This window comes from Pedobacter heparinus, assembly GCF_032678725.1.
In the GTDB taxonomy this organism is placed as follows: Bacteria; Bacteroidota; Bacteroidia; order Sphingobacteriales; family Sphingobacteriaceae; genus Pedobacter; species Pedobacter heparinus_A.
Window position 1 is genome coordinate 39874 of sequence record NZ_JAVTSC010000017.1, and the last position, 22060, is coordinate 61933.

20 protein-coding genes are annotated in these 22060 nt (G+C 41.9%); 9 read left to right on the top strand and 11 right to left on the bottom strand.

All coding sequences use genetic code 11. The features are described 5' to 3' along the window. Positions 1-127 precede the first annotated feature (127 nt). Positions 128-868 carry a ThuA domain-containing protein gene (locus R2Q85_RS21575; protein WP_316813877.1) on the bottom strand — a complete coding sequence of 247 codons (741 nt, stop codon included), beginning with the start codon at positions 866-868 and terminating at the stop codon, positions 128-130. Between the two features lie 67 nt (positions 869-935). Between R2Q85_RS21575 and R2Q85_RS21580 the strand changes: the two genes are divergently transcribed. From R2Q85_RS21580 to R2Q85_RS21590, 3 genes are all read left to right on the top strand, one after another. Continuing rightward, positions 936-1100, top strand: a complete 165-nt coding sequence (locus R2Q85_RS21580) for a hypothetical protein (protein WP_316813878.1) — start codon at positions 936-938, stop codon at positions 1098-1100. A 5-nt stretch (positions 1101-1105) separates the two neighbouring features. After that, complete coding sequence (locus R2Q85_RS21585) at positions 1106-1687, top strand: hypothetical protein (protein ID WP_316813879.1); 582 nt, start codon at positions 1106-1108, stop codon at positions 1685-1687. A gap of 159 nt (positions 1688-1846) precedes the next feature. Next, positions 1847-3277, top strand: coding sequence for a Gfo/Idh/MocA family oxidoreductase (locus tag R2Q85_RS21590; protein ID WP_316813880.1), 1431 nt, complete (start codon positions 1847-1849; stop codon positions 3275-3277). A 94-nt stretch (positions 3278-3371) separates the two neighbouring features. Here R2Q85_RS21590 and R2Q85_RS21595 read toward each other — a convergent pair whose 3' ends face one another. Then, complete coding sequence (locus R2Q85_RS21595) at positions 3372-5951, bottom strand: TonB-dependent receptor (protein ID WP_316813881.1); 2580 nt, start codon at positions 5949-5951, stop codon at positions 3372-3374. Between the two features lie 346 nt (positions 5952-6297). On the opposite strand from R2Q85_RS21595, the gene R2Q85_RS21600 reads away from it, so the two are divergent. Beyond that, the gene (locus tag R2Q85_RS21600) at positions 6298-6912 is read left to right on the top strand and encodes a GNAT family protein (RefSeq protein WP_316813882.1); all 615 of its coding nucleotides are present in this window, start codon (positions 6298-6300) and stop codon (positions 6910-6912) included. Between the two features lie 26 nt (positions 6913-6938). On the opposite strand, the gene R2Q85_RS21605 is transcribed toward R2Q85_RS21600, so the two are convergent. Continuing rightward, positions 6939-7397, bottom strand: coding sequence for a MaoC family dehydratase (locus tag R2Q85_RS21605; protein ID WP_316813883.1), 459 nt, complete (start codon positions 7395-7397; stop codon positions 6939-6941). Between the two features lie 140 nt (positions 7398-7537). Next, positions 7538-7771, bottom strand: a complete 234-nt coding sequence (locus R2Q85_RS21610; RefSeq protein ID WP_316813884.1) for a hypothetical protein — start codon at positions 7769-7771, stop codon at positions 7538-7540. A gap of 186 nt (positions 7772-7957) precedes the next feature. Between R2Q85_RS21610 and R2Q85_RS21615 the strand changes: the two genes are divergently transcribed. Further along, a complete protein-coding gene (locus tag R2Q85_RS21615; RefSeq protein ID WP_316813885.1) occupies positions 7958-8728 on the top strand; it encodes an NYN domain-containing protein in 771 nt (256 codons plus the stop codon). A 301-nt stretch (positions 8729-9029) separates the two neighbouring features. On the opposite strand, the gene R2Q85_RS21620 is transcribed toward R2Q85_RS21615, so the two are convergent. The 4 genes from R2Q85_RS21620 to R2Q85_RS21635 all read right to left on the bottom strand — a co-directional run bounded on the left by R2Q85_RS21620 (position 9030) and on the right by R2Q85_RS21635 (position 13167). Continuing rightward, complete coding sequence (locus R2Q85_RS21620; RefSeq protein ID WP_316813886.1) at positions 9030-9455, bottom strand: SRPBCC domain-containing protein; 426 nt, start codon at positions 9453-9455, stop codon at positions 9030-9032. 62 nt (positions 9456-9517) lie between these two features. Beyond that, positions 9518-11683, bottom strand: a complete 2166-nt coding sequence (locus R2Q85_RS21625; RefSeq protein ID WP_316813887.1) for a peptidase domain-containing ABC transporter — start codon at positions 11681-11683, stop codon at positions 9518-9520. 15 nt (positions 11684-11698) lie between these two features. Continuing rightward, complete coding sequence (locus R2Q85_RS21630; RefSeq protein ID WP_316813888.1) at positions 11699-12883, bottom strand: HlyD family secretion protein; 1185 nt, start codon at positions 12881-12883, stop codon at positions 11699-11701. Positions 12884-12930: 47 nt separating this feature from the next. Then, positions 12931-13167 (bottom strand): hypothetical protein, encoded by a 237-nt coding sequence (locus R2Q85_RS21635; protein WP_316813889.1) that lies wholly within the window; start codon positions 13165-13167, stop codon positions 12931-12933. A 274-nt stretch (positions 13168-13441) separates the two neighbouring features. On the opposite strand from R2Q85_RS21635, the gene R2Q85_RS21640 reads away from it, so the two are divergent. The 3 genes from R2Q85_RS21640 (at position 13442) to R2Q85_RS21650 (ending at position 19323) form a co-directional block, all read left to right on the top strand. Then, entirely contained in the window at positions 13442-14419 is a 978-nt protein-coding gene (locus R2Q85_RS21640) for a GlxA family transcriptional regulator (protein ID WP_316813890.1), read from the top strand. 153 nt (positions 14420-14572) lie between these two features. Then, positions 14573-17377, top strand: a complete 2805-nt coding sequence (locus R2Q85_RS21645) for an FAD-binding and (Fe-S)-binding domain-containing protein (RefSeq protein WP_316813891.1) — start codon at positions 14573-14575, stop codon at positions 17375-17377. 35 nt (positions 17378-17412) lie between these two features. Then, positions 17413-19323, top strand: a complete 1911-nt coding sequence (locus R2Q85_RS21650) for an AAA domain-containing protein (protein WP_316813892.1) — start codon at positions 17413-17415, stop codon at positions 19321-19323. Here R2Q85_RS21650 and R2Q85_RS21655 read toward each other — a convergent pair. After that, positions 19320-19523 (bottom strand): hypothetical protein, encoded by a 204-nt coding sequence (locus tag R2Q85_RS21655; protein ID WP_316813893.1) that lies wholly within the window; start codon positions 19521-19523, stop codon positions 19320-19322. The genes R2Q85_RS21650 and R2Q85_RS21655 overlap by 4 nt on opposite strands. A 126-nt stretch (positions 19524-19649) precedes the next feature. Further along, positions 19650-19811, bottom strand: coding sequence for a hypothetical protein (locus R2Q85_RS21660; RefSeq protein WP_316813894.1), 162 nt, complete (start codon positions 19809-19811; stop codon positions 19650-19652). A gap of 98 nt (positions 19812-19909) precedes the next feature. Between R2Q85_RS21660 and R2Q85_RS21665 the strand changes: the two genes are divergently transcribed. Continuing rightward, on the top strand, positions 19910-21490 hold the full coding sequence (locus tag R2Q85_RS21665; RefSeq protein ID WP_316813895.1) for a M1 family metallopeptidase: 1581 nt from the start codon (positions 19910-19912) through the stop codon (positions 21488-21490). Here R2Q85_RS21665 and xrtY read toward each other — a convergent pair. Then, positions 21457-22020 (bottom strand): exosortase Y, encoded by a 564-nt coding sequence (xrtY, locus tag R2Q85_RS21670; protein WP_316813896.1) that lies wholly within the window; start codon positions 22018-22020, stop codon positions 21457-21459. The genes R2Q85_RS21665 and xrtY overlap by 34 nt on opposite strands. Positions 22021-22060: the final 40 nt, after the last annotated feature.

A 22060-nucleotide genomic window follows, 5' to 3' on the forward strand; every position in this document is an offset into this window, starting at 1 on the left:
ATTTATCCAGTTTATTTTGCAAAATGAAAGATTAATATTTTATTCTTGATTTATTCAGCTCCTGCTGAAGTTCTCCTTAAAACGGACGACTGAGAATAGAAACCCAATCACTGTTAGCAAGAGTAGGTTATTTGTTTTTTCCGAGTGCGTATTTAATGCCGCCAAGTAAATGCTGAAGAAACAAAGATTCAGTAAAGGATTCTTCTGTATGTCCAAGTCCGGTATAAAAAGCACGTCCGCCATCATATTCGTGATACCATGCCATAGGGTGATTTTCTCCCATTTTGTTTTTACCGGCGTCATAGCTTTTCTCATCGATAGCAATCAATATGTTTAAGTTGCTAGCTACTGACCTGAAATTATACCACTCATCTTTTCTTTTCCATTGTGCAGGCAAATGCTTTGTGGCGATATGTTTCCGGTCCATTACGTATAAAACTGCTTCCTGCTGGTTGGGATGACCTGCAAAATAAGCCCCTACAAGATTGCCATACCAGGGCCATTGGTATTCACAATCTGTAGCACTGTGTATCCCTACAAATCCACCTCCAGCTCTTATGTATTTTTCAAATGCAATTTGCTGATCCCCGTTCAGTACATCTCCTGTGGTACTTAAAAATATTACCGCGGCATATTGTTTGAGATTTTCCGAATTAAAGTTTGAAGCATTTGTTGTGCTGTCAACCTCAAATTTATTTTCTGAACCTAGTTTTTGGATAGCCGCAACACCTTGTTTAATGGAGTTGTGATGAAAGCCGGCTGTTTTAGAAAAGATGAGGACCTTTTGTTTCCTTGCCTGAGTCTGGAGATTGGCCATTAGCAGGGCAACAATTACTGATAACTGTGTTAAATGAATTACGCTTTTCATACATTAATCTATTTGGTTTTTCGCTAATGTATAAGGGCCTGCTTAAAAAAGGCTTAATAATTAGTTAATGACTATTCATTTTTCAGTTTTGTCTGGATTTATAGTAGCCGGGATTTTATTGTTAATCTTTTGTTATGCTTTTGTTAACTGGAAAAATGAAATTAGTGGAGCAGGTGGTCAAAATCTAAATGAATCAGCTGCATTAACCCAATCAAATATAAACCAGTTATGAAAAAAATGATTACTTCAGTATTGTTGTTGGCAGTATGTTTCTATGCAAATGCCCAGAAAGTTCAAGTATTAGATCGTTGCGAATCTTTAGGTGAGAAACCTTATCAATGGTTTAGCAACGGGAGCCCCACTAAATTAAGTGACGATCACAAAGAAGGAGGTTATTCGATTAGCTCAAACACTTCCAAAGCAGAGCGATTAAGAAAGATCTATGGTCAGGTATTTGATACAGGAGTGACCAGGGAGAACGGTTATATCGCTTTCTCGCTTTTTGTGGAAAAACCGGAGTTATTAAACGGAAATGGACAGCTCGCCATTTCAAGCAGCGCATCGGCTGATAAAGATTCTTATGGCTATGCATTTGGCGGTTTGAAGATCGGTTCAACTAAGTTAGTTGCAGGTTGGAATAATGTAGTTGTTCCATTAAGTTCATTTAAAGATGTCCATGATAACCCAAATTTAGCTGCGATCAATTACTTTAGGGTTTTGCTGTATAATCAAAAAGACGATACGACTACCCAGGAAGTAAAAATAGATAACATTCGTTTTAGTACTGAAAAAACGCAGTTAGAAGCGGTCTCGAAATAGCCCAGTGGAAAGTCCGGATTACTTAAAAAGCCTTTAAAAAAACATCTCACACGGGCCTGTTTTTCTTATTAAGTTGTTTAACTTAAGGGCCTAAATATTAAAGTAATAATGGTCAGGATGCCATAATCCAAATCAAATTAAAATTTACAATTATTAAAAATGAGTACAAAAGGATTTTCAAGACGACATTTTTTAAAGCAAACGGTAATGTTATCTGCTGCTGCAGCCATTACACCTGGTGTATTAATGGGAATGAATAAAGGAGATATCAGATTGGCCAGCCCTAATGAACGGGTAAACCTGGCTTGCATTGGTATTGGGAACAGGGGGGCTGATATTATCCGGGATTTGTATAAAACCGGTCTTGTTAATATTGTAGCCCTATGTGATGTGGATATGGGCGCAGCTCATACAGCAGCCATTTTAAAGGATTTTCCAGATGTGCCGCGTTTTCAGGATTTCAGGAAAATGTTTGATAAAATGAGCAATCAGATCGACGCCGTCACTGTTGGAGTACCTGATTTTTCCCATTTTCCGATTACCATGATGGCCATGGGTTTGGGAAAACATGTTTATGTAGAAAAACCGATGGCCCGTACCTTTAATGAGGTAGAGCTGATGATGAAAGCGGCGAAGAAATACAAAAAGGTGGTTACGCAAATGGGTAATCAGGGCCACTCTGAGGCTAATTATTTCCAGTTTAAAGCATGGAAAGAAGCTGGTATCATTAAAGATGTGACTGCTATAACCGCGCATATGAATGCACCAAGGCGCTGGCATGGCTGGGATACCCATATCAAGGCTTTCCCGGCTGCAGAAACTTTACCAAATACCTTGGATTGGGACATCTGGCAGATGGCCACAAGCGGGCACAGTTACAATAAAGATTTTGTAAACGGGCAATGGCGTTGCTGGTTCGATTTTGGTATGGGGGCCCTTGGAGATTGGGGGGCACATATCCTGGATACTGCACATGAATTTCTTGACCTGGGTTTACCCTACCAGATTAACCCGGTATTAACGGGGCATAATGATTTCTTTTATCCTACAGCTACTACTTTAACTTTTAAATTTCCAAAAAGGGGTAAAATGCCAGCTTTAGATATCAATTGGTATGATGGCGTAGATAATTTACCGCCCATTCCAAAAGGGTACGGTGTTTCTGGTCTGGATCCGAATATACCGCCGCCAAGTACGGGGGCTATTGCGCCGGCAAAACTAAATCCGGGAAAAATCATTTACAGTAAAGAACTTACTTTTAAAGGTGGCTCTCATGGTAGCACGCTATCGATTATTCCTGAAGTTAAAGCCCTGGCTATGGCCAGCTCACTTCCGGAGGTGCCATTGAGTCCTTCAAATCATTTTAAGAATTTTCTTCAGGCCTGTAAAGGTGAAGAAAAAACCAGGTCGCCATTTGCAATAGCCGGACCGCTTAGCCAGGTATTCTGTCTGGGGGTACTTGCTCAGAAATTAAATACGAATCTGGAGTTTGACCGTAAAAAGAAAGTAATTACGAATCATAAAATTGCCAATGATTTATTGATTGGCGCACCACCCCGTAAGGGCTGGGAACAATACTACAAAGTATAAGGACTTGATGGTGAAACGGGGATAAAAAGGCCCGAAAATAGAAAATCCCGACATTATTTGCCGGGATTTTTTTATTAAATAATGATGCTATGAATTAAAAGGCATAGCGCAATGTAGCCCCATAAGTTCTTGGATCACCAAGTACGCCTGCATATAAGCCAGAGTTACCAGCAGCAGCCTGTAATTGTTCGAAGTATTCGGTATCTGTAATATTTCTGCCCCAAACAAATATGGAGACCTTATCTGATTTGAAGCCTAATCTGGCATTTATTAATGAATAGCCCTCAACATTTAACACTTTTGAAGGGGTCGGGTTTGAGGAATATTCCGAACGATAGCTGGCATCTCCGGCAATGAAGAATCTACCGTCTCTGGTACCTACCTTACCAGGAAGGCTGAATTCTGCACCACCAGAAACATTCCATTTAGATATGCCTGGTATCCTTCCCCCTGACGCATCTTTAAATGCCACCTGAGTTGCTACACCGTTAACAAGTTCCGTATGTCCGGTTTCTTCCAAAGGTAGTGGCGCATTTGTGAATTTTTCGTATTTACCATCAAGGTAAGCTACGGCAGCATTTACAGTTAAAAACCTTTCTAACTGATAGCTTCCATCAATTTCCAGACCTTTTACTTTAACTTTTTCAGCATTAGCCAAATAACCTCTGTTTACACCCAATTGAGGAGATTGCACATTGGTTTGATAGTCTTTGATATCCGTGTTAAATGCAGTTACGTTTACTATTGCACCTTTAACAGGTTTTGTTTTAACACCTAGCTCATAATGTTGTACATATTCTGGTTTTACTACAGCCACAGACAAATCAGCTTCGCCGGTAGCAGTAGTTGGCAAGCCCCCTACGTTAACACCAACCGGTTTATAGGCGGTAGAAAAATTTCCATAGGCGTTTAATTTAGAATTTGGCCGGTACGACAAGGTGATGTTACCAGACAAATTGTTGTTGTCTGTACTGGTGTTGAATTGTTGATTGCTATAAACAGCAGCTTTAAGGGCGAGTAGGGCAGGATCTGAAGTTTGGAGGCCTCCGTATGTTACCCTGTCATAATCAACATCTTTCTTGTCGTAGGTAAACCTTAAACCAGGTAACACATGCAGGTGTTCTATAAACTCCCAATCTGCCTGTGCAAAAACAGCTGCACTTAATGATTTAATAGTGGAATTGGTTTTGATGCCGAAGCCATCTAACAAGCCTGGTGTTGTGTATCCTGCCTGGGCACCTGTAGCAGCTGTTTGCACAAATCTCCACTGGTCTTTACCCACCTCTTCTGTCTGGGATAGTCCTTTCAGGTTCTGTGCAAGTGCAAATACGCCGATCACTCCACTTACTTTTTCGCTAATGTTACCGGCATACCTAACCTCTTGCGAGTACTGGTCATGGCGGGAATTACCCTGAGATTTTGTGAGTGCAGAAAATTCAGTGAAATCTCTGTCGTTTGTAGGGTCCCAGTTCCAGAATCTCCAGGCTGTAGTAGAAGTCAGGGTTCCGTTACCGATCTTATAATCTACATTTGCGGATATACCACCGATTGATTGGTTTTGTTTCCATGGGGTATTGGTATAGATCTCTCTGGAAAACGGATCTACTTTAGGCAGCTCTTTGCCCAGGCCAGCAACGATTGCAGCATACTGGCGGTAAGCGCTTCTTTCAGTTGTGGTTATTCCGGCAACTACCAATGGGTAGCCAGCAGGGTGCTGGATGCTTACATCGCTGCTCAGCAATATTTGTAGTTTATCTGAGGGAGTATAATACAGCTGACCTTTAAAACCAAGGTTATTTTGTCCGCTGTATTTGCGCTCTTCATTCACATTCCAGATGGTACCATCCCGTTGGGTGCCTGAGATAGCTAATTTTGCTGCCAGATTTTTTGCTACAGCGCCTGATACTGATGTTTTTGCCTGTATGAAATTATAATTTCCAAAATTCAATTCTACTTTTGCAGTTGGGGTTAAAGTTGGTTTTGTTGTGGTGATGTTGAATGCACCTGCAGTAGTGTTTTTACCAAACAAGGTGCCCTGTGGTCCACGAAGAATCTCTATTTGCTCGATATCAAGAAAATCTGTAGAAGTAGCAGCCGGACGGGCCTGATAAACGCCGTCTACGTAAAATCCTACTCCAGGATCAATCCCGTCGTTGGTTAAGCCAAAGGTTGAACCCAGACCCCTGATATTAAGGGTGGTGTTCCTGGCATTGGAAGCGTATAACTGCACAGAAGGAACCAGCTCCTTTAAACGGTTAACGTTAAAAGCACCCGCATTTTCTGCCGCTTGTCCACCGATAACGGTAATTGCAATAGGCACATCCTGCAGCACTTCAGAACGTCTTCTTGATGTTACAACAATTTCAGCCAATTCCGAATTTTCAACCAGGGTTAATTCCAAAGGTGTGGACTGCAGCTTTAAAACCTGAAAATCCTGTGGTTTATAGCCCACTGAACTGATACGGATATAAAATGGAGGCTCCTGGTTTGAGCTGATACTGAACGCGCCCTTGTCATCCGCGATTACCGCAGTTTTAGTGCCTCTGATCACTACGGATGCATTTGGTACGGGAGTGCCATTGGGACTCTTTATAATACCTGTTATGATACTTTGGGCAGATACATAGCTTGCCGAAAGCAAAAGTGTGAAGATGAAAAGTAATGCTTTTTTCATGATTTAATATTCAATTTTTGTTTTGTTTGTTTAGTTAAAAAATTCCATAAAAAATCCATTAGGATCATTTATATCCTTTAGCCGATACTTAAATTTTGTTAATTGGATCTGTATGCTAAGCTATTGCCTGTAACCGATTGCCATGTTGATGATTAGCAACAACAACAGTACGGGAAGAATTTATTTAAATCTACTTTCATTTATGTTTCGTTTTGTGAGCGTTACAGCTAGCAATGAGGCAAATGTAATAACATTTTTTATTAATACAAATAAAATCTATAGAAATAGTAGTTTATTGTTGTTTAATTAATTTTTTGCCATTTATATCTTTATTAAATTTACATCCATGGAACACCAAATATTAATTGGCAAGCACGTTAAACTTGAACCTATGGCCTATACTCATGTTGAAGGGCTCGTAGAGGCGGCAGCACATCATCCTTCTTTATTTAAATGGACATTTGTTCCACAGGGAATTGGGGCAATGAACAAATATGTGGAAATTGCACTTGCTGGAAGGGAAGCTGGAGTAATGTTGCCTTATGCTATTGTAGATATTCATGATGGTACGGTAAAAGGATCAACAAGATATTGGAATATACAGCATTGGGCCTGGCCAGAAGGTCATTTGTTTTATGACAAAGAAACACCTGACGTTTGCGAGATCGGACATACCTGGTTAACCGAATCTGCTATACGAACACCTGTAAATACTGAATGTAAGTTGCTGTTGCTAACAAATGCTTTTGAAAACTGGAAGGCACTGCGCGTTTGTTTCCAGACGGATGTACGCAACGAGCAATCCCGTGCGGCTATTGAGCGCATAGGGGGAAAGTTTGAGGGCATTATCAGGGCAGAAAGACTGGCCATAGATAATACCGTTCGGGATACTGCACGTTTCTCTATCGTTTCTTCAGAATGGAGCGCAGTTAAAGAAAAATTGATGCAGAGATTGGACTGATTATTTTTGTTGACTCATTTCAGCATTTAAATAAAATGGTACAGAAACAACACATCCCCGGTATAAGCTGATTTTTGTTGATCTTTAATTACAAGATTGGCCTCAATGACCACTTTGGTGATCCCTCTCAAATTTACTATCGATTTAAGTTTAGCTTTTAACTGTACCTCATCATTAACCAAAACCGGTTGGCCGAACTTAAAACTTTCTATGCCATAGTTGATCTCCATTTTTATGTTGCGGACATCTGCGATCTGCTTCCATAAGTAAGGGATTAAGGATAAGGTTAAATAGCCGTGTGCAATGGTGGTTTTAAAAGGACTTTCAATCGCAGCTTTTTCCTGGTCTACATGTATCCATTGGTGATCCAATGTTGCATCAGCAAATTTATTGATTTGTTCCTGGTCTATTTTATGCCATCTGGAAACACCTAATTCTTTAGCCAAATGCGATTGATACTCTTCGAAATTATTGATTATTAACATATATCCTAAATATATCAAACAAACCTGTTAAACAAGTACCATACTTGTACAGTTTATTTTGGCAATGAAATTAGCTATTATAACTGCATTAACAAATTTCAACCCAAATTTAGTATGATATTTTTCTGTGCTGGTGCTTTTTATCCGGCATAAACAACTTCAAATCCGCCATATAAAGCCATTTCTGCCGAATGGTGAACGGTTAATTTCAGTTTCATCCTTTCAATTAATTCTTTGGCGAAGGTGATGCTGCGGTGCAGGTCATTGTTTCCCCTGATCTCGATTCCTCTTGCCAGCATCTTAAATTTGCTGGGCTCAAATTTGTCTATGAACTTTTGAAGATCTGCGCTCATGTTAGTCTGTGTTTTTTGCATAAAATCTAGTTTGATTGTTATATTAAAGAAAAAACTACCGGAATGTTTAAAATAGATTTTAACATTTCCTACTTTATGCACATTTGAGCTGCTGAAAATTGGTAATGTCTTGTTAGTCAGGTTTGTTTATCTTTATGCCTGAAAAGCCATTATGAGTTAACGCTCACAAACAAAAATTATATACTGATGAAAAGTGAAAAAGACCTGAAGCTTGCTGTACTGATAGATGCGGACAACGTACCCTATGCCAATGTGAAAGAGATGTTCGAAGAAATAGCCAAATATGGTACACCAACCTTCAAAAGAATTTATGCGGATTGGACCAAACCAACGGTTTCCGGCTGGAAAAAAGTACTGCTCGAAAATGCCATCACCCCGATTCAGCAGTACAGCTATTCCAGTGGCAAAAATGCGAGCGACAGCGCATTGATCATCGATGCCATGGATATCTTATATACAGGAAAAGTGGATGGATTCTGTATTGTATCCAGCGACAGTGATTTTACACGACTGGCCACCAGGCTTCGGGAAGCAGGAATGAAGGTAATCGGAATTGGTGAAAAGAAGACGCTTGCACCTTTTATTACTGCCTGTGATAAATTCATCTATATTGAAATCCTTAAGCCAAAATTGCTGCCAGCAGAAGATAACCCTACAGTGCAAACGTCCGCAAACGTTAAATCTCCTGAAATGCAGCCTTTGAACAAAGTTGACCCTGGGATCATCAGGCTCTTTGCAGATAGTATTACAGATCTGGCGGATGAAGATGGATGGGCTTACCTTGGAGATTTGGGTAGTTTGATGATGAAGAAAAAACCAGATTTTGACTCCAGAAATTATGGGTTTTCTAAATTATTGCCTTTAATAAAAAGTACTAACCGCTTTGAAGTGGACGAAAGGGAAAGTGGAAAAGCTAATGTCAAACACATCTATATCCGGAAAATTGCCCGGCAGTAAAATTGATGTTCACCTAAGCTTTCGGGCTGTTGGCGTAATATATTGGGATGTTGGTGTAATAGAATTGTACTAACCCTTTCTTTTAGATAGGTTTATAATATTATTAGTTTGGTGTTACGATATAGTTAGGTATGTAGGTTATCCCCAATAAAGACTAGGAAACGGAGGTTTTCTAGCAATCCCCCCTACATGAGGTAATTCCCTTAAATTAATCTCTATGCCCTGCATACGCGGGGCATTCTTTTTTTGCAGAAAGCCTGCTATACTTAAATTTTCACTGGATGTGCTGGCCAGGTAAGACTTATTGTTCCAGAAATTTTTTCAGGTTTGTACCTATGATCTGTGTCCAGCCAGCGGCAAAGCTTTCCTTTGCAAAGGCAGGATTATCTTTAGGGAAAGTGTCCAGGCCAGAATGTGTTAAAGTTAAACGGGTATTTGTTCCAGCCTCAAACAGTTCAAATTTAACACACGATTTACCCGGATAGTTATCGTAAATCCAGGTGTAAGCTAGTTTTTTGCCAGCTTCAACTTCTTTAACTTCACAAATGTGCAGGTACTTTTTCTTATCGTCGCCTGCCAGAAACTGGAATTTAAAACCAGGTTCAGGGTTAAAGCTCTCCAGGTTAAAATACCATTGCTGCATTTTATCAATATCGGTTATGGCTTCCCAAACGCTGTTTGGCGAGGCATTAAATGTTCTTTCTATAAAAAATGAATCTTGTTTCATAGGAATATATTTTTGATAGTAAAGGATGACTTAGAGTAAAACGCCTGTATGGCAAAAGGGTTTTAATTTTTTACGATGAGGTGTGGCATTTGAAGTTGCCATAAGGTAGCATAGGCGGAACCACTTTTATAGAGCAATTCCGTATGTGTGCCTTCCTCGATCACTTTACCTTTGTCCAGTACTATGATTTTATCGGCATGGTTTAACGTGCTTAAACGATGAGCGATTACGATAACCGTTTTTTGATTGGCTTTTAGCAGGTCGATTGTCCGCTGTACATATTGTTCTGAAGCCGAATCGAGGGAGGATGTAGCTTCATCGAGAATCAGGATTTCGGGCTTTCGGTATAATGCCCTGGCAATGGCAATGCGCTGCCTTTGCCCACCCGATAGGGTTGTGCCGTTTTCACCCAGATAAGTTTGAAATCCCCTTGGCAGGGTTTCAATAAAATCAAGGATGCCGAGTTGTTCGGCAATATCCAGTATTTGCTGCATACTGGGCTCCTGGTCGCCTATGGCAATATTGTCGATCACATTGCCGGCAAAAAGATCTATTTTTTGAGGTACCACAGCAATGGTTTGGCGCAAGGATACCGTACTGATGTACTTCAGGTCATATTTTCCAATGCTGATGTTTCCTTTTTGAATGGGATAGATGTTTTGAAGGATGGCCATCAGTGTCGATTTACCTGAACCACTTTCGCCCACAATTGCAGTAAATTTGCCCTTTGGGATGCTTAAATTCAAATCTTCAAATACATTCGTCCTTGTTCCATAACGGAAGGAGACTTGTTCAAAACGGATATCACCGATTTGTTCGGGGTTCAGTTCTATCTGGTTTTCGTCATTCTCGCGCTCCAGGTCCATGATCTCGAACAGCCTGTCGGATGCAATCATGGCGTCTTGCAGTGTTTTGTTTATGCCTATTAAAGCGGATATGGGGCCTGTAAAATAACTGATCAGGGTGTAGAATGACAGCAACTCGCCCGGTGTAAGCATGTTGTCGAGTACAAAGCCGGCACCTGTCCATAATAATACGATGGTGAGCAGGCGGGATATCAATTCTGATGAGGTACCTGAGAACACTGCATTGATATTGGAGTTGTAGCCGGTTTGCAGGAGCTTTACAAAGCGGTGCTCTGTTTTTTCATTGGCATGCTGTTCCAACCCAAAACGCTTTATGGTACCCACGGCATTTAAGCTTTCTACCAGTTGTGATTCCAGCTCAGCGGAATCCTCCATCAGCTTTCTCTGTGCCTTTTTATTGAGCTTATTAGTTACCATGTAAATGAGCAGGTATACCGGAATTACAGAAAGCATAAGGAGTGCAAGCTTCCAGTAATAGCTGAACATCATGACAAAAGAAAAGAATACAATAAAGATGTTGACCAGGAAATTGATGCTTACATCGTTTAAAAAGGTACGGATTTTTACGGCATCGCTAATGCGTGAAATGATCTCGCCCACACGCATGGTGTCAAAAAACTGCTGTGGTAGTTTAAGCAGGTGTTTGTAATAGCCCAGTATCAGTTGGGCATCGATCATTTGCCCGGTTTTTAGGGTAAAAATAGTTTTGGCTGTGCCGATAAACAGCTGTATAACCAGGGTGATGAGCATAGCGATACCCATCAGGTTAAGCAGGTTGCGGTTACCGTCTACCAGGACAAAATCGACCAGTTTTTGCACAAAAATAGAAGTGGAAAGACCTAATATAGTATAGACGATGGCCCCAAACAGGGCCTGTATTAAAATGCTTTTATGTGGTTTGATGAGCTTCCAGAAACGAACTTGTACGGAGATTTTTTGGTTTCCGGGCTGAAATTCTTCGGCAGGGAGGAGGAGCACCAATGCACCTGTCCATTCTGTTTTAAATTCTTCATGGGTTTTGCGCTGCATCTCCCCATCTATAGGGTCCATAACGGTTATGAACTTTTTGTTCAGTTTATAGATGACGACATAATGCTGAAGGATGTTTTCAACAAGGATGTGGGCAATGGCTGGTCTGGGTACTTTGAAAAGGCTTTCGAAAGGGCCTTTAACACCTTTGGCCTCAAAGCCCAGCTTCTGTGCAGCGGCTACAATGCCCAAAACGGTAGTGCCCTTTTTGTCGGTGCCTGCCAGTTGCCGGATACGGGCCACTGGCAGGTCTAATTTATAATGTGCGGCCACAGAGGCCAGGCAGGCTGCGCCGCAGTCTGTAATGTCGCGTTGTTTTACTTTTATGCTCATTGCCTTATGCGCTCTTTATATCTTTCCTTCCAGGTTGGGATTTACCCAATCGTCTACCTTATCATACAACAATTGGTATAAGCTGCGCTCGGTTACTGTAAAGCGGGCGGTAAAGCTCATTCCTTTTTTTAGGTACCCTTTATACCCATTTTTTAACAGGAGATAGTTTTGATTGAGGCCACATTTCACCTTAAATACAGGCTGGCCGTTGTTGATGACAATGATGTCGTCGGAGATATCCAGGACATTGCCGATGGCCAATCCCCATTGATTGTAATTATAGGCATCGACCTGGAAGCGTACTTCCTGCCCTTTTTTAATTAAGCCGATATCTGATGGTTTAACATAACAAAATGCGGTAAGACCACCGTCTGGCGAGATTTCGCCTATTTTTTGATTGGCAAATACATAAGCGCCTTCTTTTATGCCACTCAGGTTTTGGATAGATCCGTCGATGGGTGCTTTTAAGGTATACTGTTTTTTTTGTTCGTTTAACTCTACTTGCTGGCCACTTAGCTGCTGCAGTTCGTTGCGCAGGGTGCTGGCTTCGGTTTGCCATTGCGATTTGTATTTACTGACGATCATTTTAAAAGCCGATTCGGCCTGCTGCTGCTCAAACTTATAGCGCTCGTATTCAGATTCGGTAATGGCTTTATTCTGGAAAAGCCTGTTGTATCGGCTAAAGGTATTTTCGGCCTGGGTTTTTGCTATTCTGGCACTTTCCAGCTCCTGGGCAAATTGCTGCCATGAAGCGGTGTATTGTCCGGTTTGCAGGGGTGGATAACTGTATCCGTTTCTGTTGAGGTAAACGAGTAGCAGCTGAATGTCTTGCAGGAATGCCGATAACTGGCCCTGGCGATTTTGTACGATGGCACCTTGTTGTTTTGCCAGGGCTGCGTCAATAATCAGAAGGGTTTCGCCTTGTTTAACTTTTTGGTTGTCTTGTAACTTGAGGCTAACCAGACGGCCGTTTGCAGGTACGCTAAGTTCTGTTTTTTCAATAGCTGACTGCAGGAGCCCCGCACTTTTTACGCTGATGGATGCCTTTATAAAAGGCAGCGCTGCGAGGGTAAGAAGAATGGTAATAACGGTAACCAGGTAAATGATTTGGGTTGAGCTTTTAATCCGGGAACGGTAAACTAATGCGGTATTGGAAATGTTTGCTGTGGTGTAGGTAGGTATGGACATATGCTGGCTCATAAAACGTAACCGTTATCCCTGATCAGGATAACGGTTATGATTCATTCTTACAGACCGTTAACTAAGCCCAGAACAGTACCTAATTGTTTGGTAAGGAACAGGAAAGTATCGTTAAGTACGGTTTTAACTGCTCCGGTTACAGGTGTTAAACCGCCGGTTAAATTGCCTAAGCCCAAGCCATTTAGTAAGCCCAGACCATCCAATAAACCGCCGCCTTCAACTTTTGACATTTCTGCTGTGTTCATTTCCTGAACACCAAGGTTGTTCAATTCTAATTTTTTCATAATAGGGAATATGTTTTAGATTTCAATCCTTACTCGTCTAAGGCTTTTCAGGATACGCCTATGTTTGGCCAAACATGGTAACGAAATTAATAAAAGCAGGCCCAGCAGGGCTTATTCAGTTTGTTCATTTCATGGTGCTTTTATTTTTATTTGAAATTTTTGCCGGGTATGGAATGAATGCTCTGTTTTAAACGATAATGATTGTTAAGGAACGGGGTGTGAATACGGCGATATAAGGGGTTGATTGCGACAGTATTAAACTTTAACTTTGGATATGAAGCACATTTCGATTCTTGTACCCAGGGGGGAAGCTGTTTTAAGCAGTATTGTTGGCCCCTATAAAGTGTTTAGCCATGTCAACGAATATTTGATTGGTATGGGTAAACACCCTTTGTTTAAAATTCAGCTGGTTGGCATTGATGCCGAGACTGAATTGTATGATGGTTTGTTTACAGTTAAACCGCACGCATTGCTGACAGAGGTGGATAAAACTGATCTGGTGATTATTCCTGCGCCTAGCGGTGATATGACGAAATCGCTGGCCCTGAACCAGGAGTTTTTGCCCTGGATTACCAGGCAGTATAAAGATGGGGCGGAAGTGGCAAGTTTATGTGTTGGGGCATTTTTGCTGGCTTCGACAGGCTTGCTGAAAGGGAGGAAATGTGCCACACACTGGATGGCATCCAATAGTTTCAGGACAATGTTTCCTGATGTGAACCTGGTGGCAGATAAGATCATTACGGACGAGAATGGCATTTATTCGAGCGGGGGTGCTTACTCTTTCCTAAACCTGATGCTATACCTGGTTGAGAAATACGCTGGCAGGGCTATGGCCATTTTGTGTTCAAAGGTATTGGAAATAGAATTCGACAGGGGTAGCCAATCACCCTTTATTATTTTTGAAGGACAGAAAGAACACGATGACGAACCAGTAAGATTAGCACAAAGCTATATTGAGAAGAATTTCCATGAAAGGATTACAGTAGACCAGCTGGCGCTCATGCTTGCTGTAGGACGGCGCAACCTGGAACGGAGATTTAAAAAGGCAACGGCTAATACTATTGCCGAGTACATGCAGCGGGTTAAGATAGAAGCAGCGAAAATGAGCCTGGAAACTTCCAGAGAGAACGTGAATGAAGTGATGTATAAGGTTGGGTATACGGATACCAAGGCTTTTCGTACTACTTTCAGAAAAGTTACCGGGCTTTCACCGGTTCAGTACAGGAATAAATACAGCCGTGAAGTCCTGTAGTTTGCCATGCTGTAATTTGGGTTTAAATGATAAAATTTCAACGAAATTCAATAAGATAATACGCAGAATTATGGTTTTTTAATGTTTTCTTTGTTTAGAATTTAATAATGCTGAAAAAAGGCCTGCAGGCCTGATTAAATATTGTTGTTTTAAATGGATATAGGGAAGCTTTTACTAGACATTTTACCTGAAGAAAGAATAAAAGTACGTTTGATAGACCTGGTTGCCTATGCATCTGATGCAGGTTTTTACTATTTGCGGCCAAAGGCGGTGGTTCAGCCTGTAGCCGAATCCGAGATCATCGACTTGTTTAAGTTCTCTCATCAGCAACAGATTCCTTTAACTTTCCGAACTGGTGGTACCAGCTTATCAGGCCAGGCGATTACCGATGGGATCCTGATAGACCTGAGCCAGTACTGGAATAAGATGGGGATTGAATTGGAGGGAGAACTGGTAAGGGTACAGCCTGGAATTACAGGAAGCATGGTAAATGCCTATTTAAAGAAATACAGGCGGAAGATAGGTCCCGATCCATCGAGTATTGATGCGGCCATGATTGGTGGCATCCTTTCCAATAATTCGAGCGGGATGTGCTGCGGGGTAAAACTGAACTCTTACCATACCACCAGACATATCCGTTTCATTTTGCCTGATGGCAATACGTTTACAACAGAAAAAAGTGATGATTACCTCAGGTTTGAACAGGAATGTACCCGGATCTATACTGCTATTAAGGCTTTGCAGGACCAAATTACAAGTAATGCAGCCTTGTATGAGCTGATCCGTAAAAAATACCTGACCAAAAACACGGTTGGCTATTCGCTGAATGCCTTTATTGATCACGAGCATCCACTGGACGTTTTTGCGCACCTGTTGATCGGTGCGGAAGGTACACTGGGTTTCATTGCCGAAGCGGTGATGGAAACGGTTCCTGATTATCCTTACAAAACCACTGCTTTTTTATATTTTCCGGATATTTTTGCAGCGTGCCAGGCCATTATCCCCTTAACTGTTGCAGGGGCCGAGGCTGTTGAACTGATGGACCGGGCTTCATTGAGGTCTATTGACAGCCTGAAAGGTGTACCGGAAAGGTTGAAAACTTTGCCGGAAGCAGCTGCTGCGCTGCTGGTAGAATTCCAGGCAAACAGCCTGGAAGAACTGCATGCCAAGACGAATGTTTTTTTGCTTTCTGCCGGCGTTTTATCTATGCTGGAAGCGCCTTTATTTACAGAAGATGTACAGCAACAAGCCTTTTACTGGAAACTGCGTAAAGGTATGTTCCCCGCGGTTGGTGCAGTTAGGGCCAGTGGCACCACGGTGATTTTGGAAGACATTGCTTTTCCGGTTGCACAATTGGGGGATGCCATTCTCGACCTGCAGCAATTGTTTAAAAAATATGCCTATGATGAGGCTATTATCTTTGGTCATGCCAAAGATGGAAACATCCACTTTGTGGTAACCCAGGCCTTCCATACTGCTGCCGAAATCGAGCGTTATGATTTGTTTATGCAGGATGTGGTGAAACTGGTGGTGGAAACTTATGCTGGTACATTAAAAGCAGAACATGGAACGGGCCGGAACATGGCCCCTTTTATAGAAACAGAATGGGGTGCAGATGCATACCAGATCATGAAAACGCTGAAGCAGGTGGTCGATCCGCAAAATCTGCTGAATCCCGGGGTGATCATCAATGAAAACAAAAAGGCCCATATTACTCATTTAAAACCCCTGCCTTCGGTAGAGCAGGAAGTAGACAAATGTATAGAATGCGGGTATTGTGAACATAAATGTCCGAGCCGTAACATCACGCTCACGCCAAGGCAAAGGATTGTGGTGAGAAGAGAGCTTGCCGGATTAAAGGCAAAAGGGGATAAAACCACCTTTGATGAACTGGTTAAGGAATATCAATATGACGGACTGGATACTTGTGCAGTAGATGGTTTGTGTGCTACGGCCTGTCCGGTAGATATTAATACAGGTGACCTGGTCAAAAGATTGAGACGGGAAAGCCATAGTGCTACGGCCAACAAGCTGGCTTTAACGGTAGCCAGAAATTTTGGGGCTACTGCTTTTACGGTAGGTCTGGCTGTTAAGGTTGGAGATGGAATGAACCGCATTTTTGGTGCTTCTACCATGCACAATATTACCGGAGGGCTAAAAAAAATCATTCCTGCTATGCCGCTATGGAGCAATCAGCTGCAGGCTACCAAGGGCAGTATCCGGGGCGATCAGGATGGCTCTGTGGTTTATTTCCCTACCTGCATCAACCGGATGATGGGTGGGGCAATGGAAGATAAACAAGGTGTATCAGAAACTTTTATGCGCGTATCTGCCAAGGCAGGAATCAAGGTGCTGGTGCCTGATGACATCGGGGGGATGTGCTGTGGACAGCTGTTTTCTTCTAAAGGATATAGCGATGCTTATGTGTATACCGTTAATGAAACGGTTAAGAAATTATGGAAATGGACTGCCCAGGGTAAATTGCCGGTAGTGCTGGATGTGAGTTCCTGTACACATACTTTACACAGTTGCCGCACTGCACTTACGGAAGATAATCAGGCATACTTTGATCAGCTGAACATTATTGACAGCATAGATTATTTACACGATTATGTAATGGCAAACTTAAGCCCGGTAAGTAAAAAGGACCGGATTGTTTTGCACCCGGTGTGTACGTTGAAAAAAATGGGACTTGAGGGCAAACTGTTCCGGCTTGCAGATCATTTTGCGGATAAAGTGGAAGTACCTTTACATGTGGGTTGCTGTGGAATGGCGGGTGACAGAGGCTTTTTGTTTCCTGAACTTACGGCTTCGGCTACTGCTCCTGAAGCTGGTGAAGTGAAGCAGGTAAGCTATTCAGGCTATTATTCTACTGCTAAAACCTGTGAAATGGCAATGTCCGATGCAGTAGGTAAAAATTATGAGTCTATTTTATACCTGGTTGACGAATGTTCGTAAGTCATCGTTTGTGCCAATAATCCGTAAGTTCGCGCATGCAGTATTTCAAGGATCAGCTGAAATCACTTAAAATTGAGCGGGATGAGGACCTGCAATCTTATATTAAACAAATGGAAACGCTCTCTGTTGCCGACCGGAGAGCAAACGGCCTGAGCTGGTATCCCATTGCAATAAGGGGTACAGAAATGAGCAGGAGCGATTACCTGACTGTGGAGCTGGAACGCACCACGCATCAGGAAGTCAATCATCAGCTCCGCTTCGGGATGCCGGCGGTATTGTTTTCGAATCACGACCCAAAGCACGACAGGGTAGAAGGTGTAATCGCTTACCAGGGAGGCAGTCGTTTGAAACTCACCTTGCGTACAGATGAATTACCCGATTGGGCAAAAAATGGAAAATTGGGTGTGGATGTGCTGTTTGATGATCACACTTATGATGAAATGCAAGCTGCGATTAAAAAAGCCGACGGACAGGTAGCAAAAGGAGAGGAAAGTGCCTTGACGAGCGTGCTTCTGGGTAGGAAAATCCCTGGTTTCAATCCGCATGTTTTTCCTTATCCTATTCCTGAATTAAATGCGGTTCAGCAACTGGCGGTAAATCATATTGTTGCGGCTCATGAACTGGCTGTGGTTCACGGGCCACCCGGAACAGGTAAAACCACCACGTTGGTACAAGCCATCAAAGCGTTGATTAAGCAGAAGGGTAAGCAAATACTGGTTGTAGCGCCCAGCAATACGGCGGTTGACCTGCTGAGCGAAAAATTAGCTGATGAGGGCCTGGATGTTTTGCGCATTGGCAATCCGGCAAGGGTTTCTGCGCAACTGTTTTCTTTAACCCTGGATAGTAAAATGGCAGCTCATGCCAGCATAAAAGAAGTCCGGAGCTTAAAAAAACAGGCTGCCGAATATAAAAACCTGGCCCATAAGTATAAACGGAATTTTGGCAGGGCAGAAAAGGAGCAGCGTAAAGCACTTTTTGATGAAGCGCACAAGATCATGAAAGAAGTGGGCATTATAGAAGAGTATATTATTAATGATCTGATTGAAAAGGCCCAAATTATTACTGCAACACTGGTAGGTTCGGTACATTATACGGTAAAGGACCGGAAGTTTGATACGGTAGTAATTGACGAGGCTGGTCAGGCGCTGGAACCCGCATGCTGGATACCTATTTTGAAAGCCAGTAAGCTGGTTCTTGCAGGGGATCATTGCCAGCTGGCCCCCACTATTAAATCAAACGAGGCTGCAAAAGCAGGTCTGAATAAAACCTTGCTGGAAAAGTGTGTTGCTCTGCATCCTGAAGCTGTTATTTTACTGGAGGAGCAGTACCGGATGCATGAAAAGATCATGAACTATTCCTCTGCCGTATTTTATCAGAACAGATTGAAAGCACATCCTGCTGTTGCCGGGCACCTGCTGTTTCCGGAAGATGCACCTTTGGCTTTTGTGGATACTGCCGGATGTAGTTTTGAGGAAAAGATTGATGGAACAAGTACTTTTAATCCTGACGAGGCGGTCTTTTTGCTGAAACACCTGAGTCAATTGGTTGTTCAGTTAACGGCGCTGTATTCGATTACAGATTTCCCTAGCATAGCCATCATTTCGCCCTATAAACAGCAAATTCAAGTGTTGAAGGAATTGTTGGACAGTCATCCGGTATTGCAGGAATTTGCTGTTAAAATTTCAGTGAACACCATAGATAGTTTTCAGGGACAGGAACGCGATATTGTCTATATTGGCATGACCAGAAGTAATAATGAAGGAGTTATCGGTTTTTTAAGTGATATTCGCCGTATGAATGTGGCCATGACCCGGGCCAGGAAAAAACTGGTCATCATAGGGGATAGCGCAACACTTTCAAGATTGCCTTTTTATGCCGATTTTATTACTTATGCTGCTGGTATTGATGCTTATCAGAGTGCATGGGAGTTTGCTGATGCAGACTAAGCACCTTTAGTTTCATCAGATTGATCGCCACTGCCATATTGGTCCGAATAATCTCTGGCTTGTTCGTCAGCAGTTTCATCACCTTCATGTTCATTTTCCAGGTTATGATCCAGGCGGTCATTCCATTTATCGAGCCCGTCAGGGTGGTCATGTTTTTTGATCAGGTTAGCGTTTTCCGGGTTAGTTTTTGGTTTTTTCATGAGTATGCATCTTTATATGGATGTTCTAAATTTTCCAGCCTAATGTTGAAACAGTTTTTAGAAACAATTGTTTTATAGTCCTGATGACCTGATAAAGTTTTTGAGTTAACTCCTCCCCTTGCTTAATTATTTCTTTGTTTTTACTTTTTTTGCATCTTTTGCAGAGGTTGCATTTTCAGGTTCGGCGCCTTTTGGTTTCTTTTGATCGGTTGTCTCTGCTTTTTCTGTTTTTGTTTTAGGAGCTTTCATGGTTATTTTTTTAGTAATAGATATAAATGACTGCTTCAATAAAACACCGCTTGGCAGAATAGGTTTTTTTGTTTTTTGCTGATCAGATGAATTTGATCCATGATAAATTATTATCTTTCGAAACTTAATATCCAGTAATGAAGAAATACCTAACCCTTGTACTTATATTTTTTAGTTCCATAGTTTTTGCCCAGGAAAAGTACTGGCAGCAACATGTTAGTTATCAGATTGATGTTGCCTTAAATGACCAGGACAAATCGCTTAAAGGTTTTGAAACAATTGTATACAAAAATAATTCACCTTCCAGTCTGGATTTTATCTGGTTCCACCTCTGGCCAAATGCCTATAAAAATGAAAACACAGCTTTATTTGAGCAGTTAAAGAATGATACAGCGAGAGCGGGGAAATTAGATAAATATACTTTTGGCAGCATAGAAGGGTTAAATTTCAAAGTGAACGGAAAGCTGGCGGTTACGGAAGCGCACCCGAATCCCAAATATATAGATGTGATGAAGGTAAAACTGGCTTCTCCGTTAAAACCTGGAGATTCTGTAAAGATCACGACTGATTTTAAAGTGAAACTGCCTTCGTATTTCTCCCGTTCGGGCTTCGCTGATGGAGAGTTTATGGTTTGTCAATGGTATCCCAAACCAGCGGTTTTTGACAAAAATGGCTGGCATGAGTTCCCTTACCTGGATATGGGCGAGTATTATAGTGATTATGCCTCATTTAATGTGAATATCACCGTTCCATCCGCATATGTGGTGGGGGCTACCGGTGTGTTGCAAAACGCGGATGAACTTGCGGCCTATAAAAGCACGGGTGCAAAGAATGTGGCCAACAGAACGGGGAAGCCTGTATTATATACCGCTAAAAATAGCAAAGGGTATAAAAAATTGAATTACAAGATCAATAATGTGCCGGATTTTGCCTGGTTTGCCGATAAGGATTTTGTGATCCAGTATGATACGGCAAGGCTGGCTTCCGGAAAAGTGGTTGATGCATTTACCTATTATCACAATAAGGACAGTACTTTGTGGAATTATAGCATTGATTATGCAAAAGATGCCGTTAAACGTTACAGCAAATGGATTGGCGAGTATGAATATCCGGTAGTACAGGTGGTGGAAGGGCCGAAAAATAACTCCAGTGGAGGTATGGAGTATCCTACCATTACATTGATCACCAGTCCGGATGCCAAAAAAGAATCCCTAGATGCTGTGATAGCACATGAGGTAGGCCATAATTGGTTTATGAGTATGCTGGGCAGTAATGAAAGACAACATGCCTGGCAGGACGAAGGGCTGAATACCTATTTTCAGTTCAGGTATGAGGCGGAAAAGTACAGGTCCAATTCAATTTTTGGCAGCGGAATCCCGATAGAAGTTCAGGCCTTGCCTGTTGATAAATTTTTAAATGCGATTTATGGCGCCTTGAGTGGCATACCCATGCCGTCAGCCATTGATCTGCCATCGGATAAATTCAAGTCCTCAGACGAATACAGTACAGCTTCTTACCTTAAAACTGCGTTATGGCTGTACATTCTGGAAAATGCTGTCGGCAGAGAAAAACTGGATGCCGCCTTTCAACATTATTTTAAATTATGGACTGGCAAGCATCCTCAACCTGCTGATTTGAAAGCCGCTTTTGAGGAATCCTTAGGTACCAATCTGGACAGGTACTTTCAGCTGTTGAACAAGGAAGGCAAGTTTGAATAATTTAGCCAGCTATATATCATGGTTAAAAGTATGAGATACAAGGCGAAATTGAAAACATCGTGATGATCTGCTAAGAACCACATTGGCCCGGGCTTGTAAAATAAGGCAATCAGCACAAATCTTAATGTATTTAAAAGTTGAATACTAATTAGACCTGTAACCAGGAAAACAATTCTTGAACGTAATGATTTAGGAAAAGCCAGTGTAAAGGCGGCGAAGAAACTCATTACACCATAACCAAGACAGGAATAGATGAGTCTGAACCCAGCATGACCTTGTACCTTAAGGCTAATGTCTGTCGTATAAACGGTATGCCCGGTCAATTCCAGTATTTTTGCTGTTGTAAACAGGCATAGCTCTCGCCAGGCTTTGATGTAATTTAAATGATGATCTGCAAATGGATGGTATAATCCACCAGGGGTACTAAGGCCAATAAACCCTAGGTTGAATCCATAGAAGAGAAAAAACAGACATGCGAAATGGATGAGGAAGCGTATGGAAGAAGGGGGATGCTGATTGGTGTTGAACATAGCAATTGATCCTGAAACCCAAATGTATAACTATTTTGTC

Bases quoted from the DNA above. Each gene is read 5' to 3' on its own strand.
- R2Q85_RS21655 (WP_316813893.1), bottom strand. From the start codon at position 19,523: ATGAAAAAACCAAAAACTAACCCGGAAAACGCTAACCTGATCAAAAAA.
- R2Q85_RS21615 (WP_316813885.1), top strand. From the start codon at position 7,958: ATGAAAAGTGAAAAAGACCTGAAGCTTGCTGTACTGATAGATGCGGAC.
- R2Q85_RS21625 (WP_316813887.1), bottom strand. From the start codon at position 11,683: ATGAGCATAAAAGTAAAACAACGCGACATTACAGACTGCGGCGCAGCC.
- R2Q85_RS21600 (WP_316813882.1), top strand. From the start codon at position 6,298: ATGGAACACCAAATATTAATTGGCAAGCACGTTAAACTTGAACCTATG.
- R2Q85_RS21620 (WP_316813886.1), bottom strand. From the start codon at position 9,455: ATGAAACAAGATTCATTTTTTATAGAAAGAACATTTAATGCCTCGCCA.
- R2Q85_RS21645 (WP_316813891.1), top strand. From the start codon at position 14,573: ATGGATATAGGGAAGCTTTTACTAGACATTTTACCTGAAGAAAGAATA.
- R2Q85_RS21650 (WP_316813892.1), top strand. From the start codon at position 17,413: ATGCAGTATTTCAAGGATCAGCTGAAATCACTTAAAATTGAGCGGGAT.
- R2Q85_RS21580 (WP_316813878.1), top strand. From the start codon at position 936: ATGACTATTCATTTTTCAGTTTTGTCTGGATTTATAGTAGCCGGGATT.
- R2Q85_RS21630 (WP_316813888.1), bottom strand. From the start codon at position 12,883: ATGAGCCAGCATATGTCCATACCTACCTACACCACAGCAAACATTTCC.
- xrtY (WP_316813896.1), bottom strand. From the start codon at position 22,020: ATGTTCAACACCAATCAGCATCCCCCTTCTTCCATACGCTTCCTCATC.
- R2Q85_RS21665 (WP_316813895.1), top strand. From the start codon at position 19,910: ATGAAGAAATACCTAACCCTTGTACTTATATTTTTTAGTTCCATAGTT.
- R2Q85_RS21640 (WP_316813890.1), top strand. From the start codon at position 13,442: ATGAAGCACATTTCGATTCTTGTACCCAGGGGGGAAGCTGTTTTAAGC.
- R2Q85_RS21635 (WP_316813889.1), bottom strand. From the start codon at position 13,167: ATGAAAAAATTAGAATTGAACAACCTTGGTGTTCAGGAAATGAACACA.
- R2Q85_RS21605 (WP_316813883.1), bottom strand. From the start codon at position 7,397: ATGTTAATAATCAATAATTTCGAAGAGTATCAATCGCATTTGGCTAAA.
- R2Q85_RS21610 (WP_316813884.1), bottom strand. From the start codon at position 7,771: ATGCAAAAAACACAGACTAACATGAGCGCAGATCTTCAAAAGTTCATA.
- R2Q85_RS21595 (WP_316813881.1), bottom strand. From the start codon at position 5,951: ATGAAAAAAGCATTACTTTTCATCTTCACACTTTTGCTTTCGGCAAGC.
- R2Q85_RS21590 (WP_316813880.1), top strand. From the start codon at position 1,847: ATGAGTACAAAAGGATTTTCAAGACGACATTTTTTAAAGCAAACGGTA.
- R2Q85_RS21585 (WP_316813879.1), top strand. From the start codon at position 1,106: ATGATTACTTCAGTATTGTTGTTGGCAGTATGTTTCTATGCAAATGCC.
- R2Q85_RS21575 (WP_316813877.1), bottom strand. From the start codon at position 868: ATGAAAAGCGTAATTCATTTAACACAGTTATCAGTAATTGTTGCCCTG.